General features: G+C 47.4%; 4 protein-coding genes. All 4 read left to right on the forward strand.

Annotation, left to right across the window (positions count from 1 at the left end; genetic code table 11):
* Positions 1-38 precede the first annotated feature (38 nt).
* The 4 genes from araD1 to BC440_RS22365 all read left to right on the forward strand — a co-directional run bounded on the left by araD1 (position 39) and on the right by BC440_RS22365 (position 5,847).
* Positions 39-1,028, forward strand: a complete 990-nt coding sequence (araD1, locus tag BC440_RS08200) for an AraD1 family protein (protein WP_071239798.1) — start codon at positions 39-41, stop codon at positions 1,026-1,028.
* Between the two features lie 224 nt (positions 1,029-1,252).
* Complete coding sequence (locus BC440_RS08205) at positions 1,253-3,268, forward strand: AAA family ATPase (RefSeq protein WP_071239799.1); 2,016 nt, start codon at positions 1,253-1,255, stop codon at positions 3,266-3,268.
* Positions 3,252-5,339: a UvrD-helicase domain-containing protein gene (locus BC440_RS08210; RefSeq protein ID WP_071239800.1), complete on the forward strand. Its 2,088-nt coding sequence runs from the start codon at positions 3,252-3,254 to the stop codon at positions 5,337-5,339. The genes BC440_RS08205 and BC440_RS08210 overlap by 17 nt, the downstream gene beginning before the upstream one ends.
* Positions 5,340-5,346: 7 nt before the next feature.
* On the forward strand, positions 5,347-5,847 hold the full coding sequence (locus tag BC440_RS22365; RefSeq protein ID WP_083379316.1) for a hypothetical protein: 501 nt from the start codon (positions 5,347-5,349) through the stop codon (positions 5,845-5,847).
* Positions 5,848-6,032 lie beyond the last annotated feature (185 nt).

Here is a 6,032-nt window from a genome sequence, read left to right on the forward strand (position 1 = left end):
CCGATTTTACGAACAGAGACATTATCAGGACAGATTTCATGAGACTGGTTCAATACAAGGATACCGCCGGCGCGCAGCATGTGGCCGTGGTCGAGGATGCCAAAACCCTGATCCCGCTTAAGGCGGTTGCCTCCACGCGCGAGCTTGCCAGCATCGCGATTTCGCAAGGGGTGACGATGATCGAGGCGGCAAAGGCCCGCCTGGGCGACACCAACGTTGATTATGACGAGGTCGCCAAATCCGGCCGTCTGTTGCCACCGATCACCCATGCCGATCCGGCGCATTTCCTTGTCACCGGAACGGGCCTTACCCACCTAGGCTCTGCCTCCGCACGGGCCAACATGCACAAGGCCGATAACAAGGCGGCGGATGAAACGGATTCCATGAAGATGTTTCGCATGGGGGTCGAGGGCGGCAAGCCGAAGGCGGGCGAACAGGGCGTGCAGCCGGAATGGTTCTATAAGGGCGATGGCTCCGTCGTGGCCAATCCGGGGGCGGATATCCCAAGCCCGTCCTTTGCCCTTGATGGCAGCGAGGAACCCGAAATTGCCGCGATTTACGTGATTGACCCCGAAGGCAATCCGGTGCGCATCGGCTTTGCGATTGGCAACGAGTTTTCCGACCATGTGATGGAACGCCAGAATTACCTTTATCTGGCGCATTCGAAATTGCGGGCCTGCGCGATGGGGCCGGAACTGCTTCTGGGTGATCTGCCAAGCCATGTTGAAGGCACGTCGCGGCTTTATCGCGATGGCAAGGTGATCTGGGAAAAAACGTTCCTGAGTGGCGAGGACAATATGTCTCACTCTCTCGCCAATCTTGAATATCATCACTTCAAATATGATCTGTTCTGCCGCCCGGGCGATGTGCATGCGCATTTCTTTGGCACGGCGACACTCAGCTTTGCCGATGGCATCAAAACGCAGGATGGCGACGAATTCGAGATCGAGGCCGCCCCGTTTGGCCGCGCATTGCGCAACCGGCTTAAAACGCAGGCGGAACGCAAGGTGACGATCAGGTCGATCTGATTGATCGGATCGATCTGACGCCCAAGGGATATCAGGGTTTTACCAAGGGGCCGCGATAAAAGCCCCGTCTCCCTCCAGAGCACTTCGTGCCCCGGCTCAAGTTATTGGGCCGGGGTTTTGTTTTTTTACTTTAGGTTGTGCTGCGATGGTAATTTGTGTTCTGCTAAAGTATATTAAGAAGCATGTACTTAACGATGGGTTACAGGCTTGGGGAGGGGCAATAAGTGTATTTAGAGCAAGTTTCGATCAAACGGTTTCGGCTCTTTGAAGATTTGAATCTGGTCTTAAACCCGGGGCTCAATGTTTTGGTCGGCGAGAATAACTCCGGCAAAACGGCACTGATTGACGCGATCAGAATGGTTCTTGGCTCTAGTTCTTCCGAGCGAGCTTTTGTTACCGAAACAGATTTTTGCGATGCTGCGGATACATTTTCCATTCAACTCAAGTTTGCAAATGTAGAGGCGCATGCCCATCGTTTCGTTGAGCATTTAACTCATGAAAGCTACCAAGACGAAGCGGGAGAGGAGAGGCGTAAACCTGTTTTATACGTGCAATTGAGTGCAAAAAAGACAGGTAAAGATCGACGAGGATATCCTTATATTCAAACGGATATTCGTTCTGGCAACGATGGTAACGGTCTTCATCTTGAAGCCGAAATTCGAGACTTTCTCTCTGCGACCTACCTTAAGCCTCTTCGGAACGCGGAGGCCGAGCTTTCATCGGGTCGAGCTTCTCGTCTTTCGCAAATATTGAACTCTTCCCGAGAAATTCGTCAGAGTACTGACACCATACTTGGTATCGTCGCAGCCGCGAATGAGCAACTCCTTGGCGATGATCTTGCGCTAAAGAAATCAGCAAATAACATCCGAGATAATTATTTACATAACCTTGTCTTTGAGAGTGATAAGGAAAAACTTGGTGTTTTTATTGATATTGCGGGGGTGCGAGAGGAGGGACTGGCGGGGTTAACAGACGTAGTTAAGCGCCGCTATCTGCGATCAATTCTCGAAGGCCTCAGTTTGGCTCTTACGGAAGATCGCAAATTACATGGACTAGGGTATCATAATCTACTTTTTATGGCGGCTGAATTGCTTTTGCTTGAGCAGGAGGCGGGAAACGAGTTTCCGTTGCTTTTGATTGAAGAGCCAGAAGCGCACCTTCATCCTCAGCTTCAAATGAAACTGCTTCATTTTATAGCCCGAAAGGTTAGAGCAAATAAGAAAACCGAAGGTATCCAGTGCATCTTGTCCACGCACAGTCCTAATTTGTCGTCGAAAGCTGATCCTTCTAACATCATATTGCTTGGCGGAGGTAAAGCTTGGTCCCTCCGTCCAAACGAGACAGAACTTGAGGTGGATGATTATGTCTTTCTCAGAAAGTTTTTGGATGCAACCAAGGCGAACGTATTTTTCGCGAAAGGCCTCTTGTTTGTAGAGGGAGATGCGGAAAACATTCTGATTCCAAGAATAGCCGAGCTTCTTCGAAGGCCGTTAGAGAACTTTGGGGTTTCGATCGTTAAATATGACAATAGCGGATCATGGAAGCGTTTCGTGCGATTGTTCCTTAGGAAGAATAAGGATGATGCGCAAGAGGATTGGATTCCCACTCGAATAGGGGTGCTGCGCGACCTTGATCTTTGGCCGCAATGTTCGGAGGAGGGAAACCCTTATGGCTTTATTCAGAAGAAAGAAAATGCTGATAGTGGTCGTGGAGGAAACCTTGAATATTGGGAGAAATCTGAAGCGGAAGAGCGTGAAAAGCAGTTCGACGAAAGGAAGTCCAAGCACAAGAAACATAATTCTAAGAGTTTGGAGCGGCAGGGGGTAAAAGTATTTATATCGGATCGCTGGACGTTTGAATTTTGCTTGGCGAGATATGGATTGTTCTCTGAGTGCTGTGAGGCACTAGGGGTGGGTGAAGTGGACGCCAGTTGCGATGAGAAGGCAACATATATTCAAAGAATAATAAGCCGAACCAAAACAGATTTCGCCTACAATCTAAGCTCTATACTAGAAGAGAAAAGGAAAAATTTAGTAAAATCCGCGGTTGATGATCTGGATGATGATCAGAAAAAAGATAAGGCTGTTGTCGAGAAGGCAGTTTGGGATGCTGTTGCCGCGTATGCTCACACTCTTAGAGGTAAATTACCCCCATATATTGTCGAAGCAATAGAGCATGTTACATCTTCCTTAGGTGAAGGGGAGCAAGCCGGCGGGGGGGAAGATGTCGAACCCGCTTGATGGACTTATAACTACACAGGATATTGTTGATTTTGCCGAGGGTGAGAAACTCATTCTTGATGATGCTGATCGTATTGGCGTGCTAGAGGCATCACAGTCTATTGATGTTCAGGCTTGCCCAGGAAGCGGTAAAACTACGCTAATCGCGGCTAAGTTGATGTTGTTGGCGAAGAAATGGCCGTTCCAAGATCGTGGTATTTGTGTTCTCTCACATACGAATGTTGCGAAGGACGAAATCATTCGCCGCCTTCAGAAATCAAACATAATCGAAGCGCAAAGCCTTCTTGTGTATCCGCATTTCATAGGAACCATTCAGGAGTTCGTTAACCGGTTTCTTGCTCTACCAGCTCTTCGTTCTCGCGGTATAAAAGACATTACGGTGGACAACGATGCGTACGTAAAAGTCGCAAATACTCTGCTTGAGCGTGACGAATTCGTCTGGCTTCGGGGAACGCTTAACGGTTTGGGTTCAGCAGAAAATATTGACGGGTTCCTTCGAAGTACATTTCGGTATTGCGTCAACGGCTACACTGAAGTCCATATTAGTAAAAAACCAAAGGCGTGGAGTAGGCCTGCTTATTTAGAGCGTGCCAAAAGAGACTTGAATCGCCTGAAATCCTATTTAGACGGGCAAGGTTTTTACTTATTCAGGGACATGTATACCCAAGCAGAAATTGCCTTAAGACAGAGCCAAGGTCTTTCAAAGGCAGTTAGTTCACGATTTCCTTGTCTGTTCCTTGACGAGATGCAGGACACACAGAAATTTCAAGATGATCTCTTGCGTGTGATTTTTCCTTCCGACAACACCAATCTAAGCGTTCAAAGGTTTGGTGATCCCGATCAGGCAATATTTCATGGGATTGGTTCGGAGGAGCCTAACGAGAGCTTCAACGGAAAAACTGAAGACGATATGGATTTTGTGATCGATAAATCACATCGATTTTCAGCTAATATTTCAGGAAAAATTGCTAAATTCAGTTTTAATTCAATTGAATTGGAATCAGAGCTTTCGGAGAAACATCTGGAAGAGCGAAAGCTGTTGCACGCGCACGGGAGCGAATTCGAGAATACTATTATCATTTTTGACAATGAGAGTATTACGAAGGTAATCCCCACCTTTCTAGACGTCGTTTCTCAGCAATTTAGTGATGAACATATCCGGTCGGATGACTTCACGGTAAAAATCATTGGCGCCGTAGGAAAAGAAACAGTCGAAGATGATCAACTGACGATAGGTCACTATTGGACTGATTATAATAAGGCGAAATCAGTCAAAAAATTTCGGGAAAACACGCTGATCGAAGCTGTTCGACTATGCAGAGAGCGTTCGCGTTCGCATTTGAATTGGGCGGAAAATTATAAGCTTTTGATTGATTGTTTTCTAAGGCTACTGCGCAACGCTGGAGTTCGCGATCCTAGTGATTCTTACTTTAATACGAGGACGTTGCGTGAGCACTTGGTTCAAAATGGAGGTTGGAAGAATTTTAGGGAGTTCATCCATTTGTGCCTTAATCCAACCCGTGAACTGGATGCTATATTTTGGAGTAACTCAATCTCTGCCTTATGCGTAAATATTAATATTAATAGTACGATCAATCCTGCAAGGGATTATTTGGCATTTAGTGAGCCAGTAGTAGCCGGAGCAGATGCGGACGATCTGGAAGAAAACGCTGATGTTGGACTGGTATCTCTTCCAGACAATGCCATCAGGCACCCAAGAGGGTTCAGGGTGGAGCTATCTACAATTCATGGCGTTAAGGGGGAGACCCACGACGCTACTCTTGTGCTTGAGACAAAATTTTACTGTTACGATCTAGGGGAAATGGTTCGTTATTTGACTGGCGAACTGCCAAGTGCAGCTAATCCAAATTCTGCGCTAAGGTCTACCCCTCACGCGACGGTCGCTTTTAAGCCCAATCAGAAATTTATGCGCCAGTTCTATGTGGCAATGAGCCGCCCGAAACATTTGCTGGGTTTGGCGGTTCATGTTGACCGGATAACTGAACCACAAAGGACTGCGTTGTCTCGCGCCGGGTGGCGCGTGAATGATCTTACTCAGGCAGCGGGGTAAATAAACAATGGCAAGAGGTCAGGGGAAATGGTCTGAACCTAATGTGCCACACAAGGGGTGGTCTTGTGTAAATGTGGAAGATTTGGGTTCACCAGATGCTGTTTGCGAGATGTGCGAAACTCAAGAGATTCGCTATGTCCACCATATGAAACATCCTGATTTGCCTGAGACTTTGGGAGTTGGATGTGTTTGTGCCGAGCATATGGAGGAGGATTATGAGGCTCCTCGTCGCCGTGAACGTCAACTGCGAAACTCGGCCCAACGGAAGCGACGTTGGTTGAGTAGGAAGTGGCGAATTTCTGCTAAGGGTAATTCTTATCTGAATGTCGATGGAATCAATATTACTATCTTTAGGAAGCAGGATGGAACATGGGGAGGAAGGTTGTCTGATCGGCGTACTAACATGACTGTATCATCTAAGGGGGTCTATCATGATGAGGATCAGGCAAAGCTCGCTGCATTTGATGCGATGATATTCTTAAAGAATGAGCGCGGTTGGGGTTCTTAGCTTCCCACTTTGTCGGTCTGATCTTTACTATTGCTCACTATTTGCAATTCAAGAATCTGGCTCTGGAAACTGAGCCGTTTTTTGTTTTGGACCGCGCGCTTTGAGAGATGGATTCCGGAGACTCACACCACAAGTGCAACATCAGTTATAGTTGGTGTTGCGATGGGACAGGAATACAGGCAGCT

The organism is Thalassospira sp. MIT1004, from assembly GCF_001858545.1.
In the GTDB taxonomy this organism is placed as follows: Bacteria; Pseudomonadota; Alphaproteobacteria; order Rhodospirillales; family Thalassospiraceae; genus Thalassospira; species Thalassospira xiamenensis.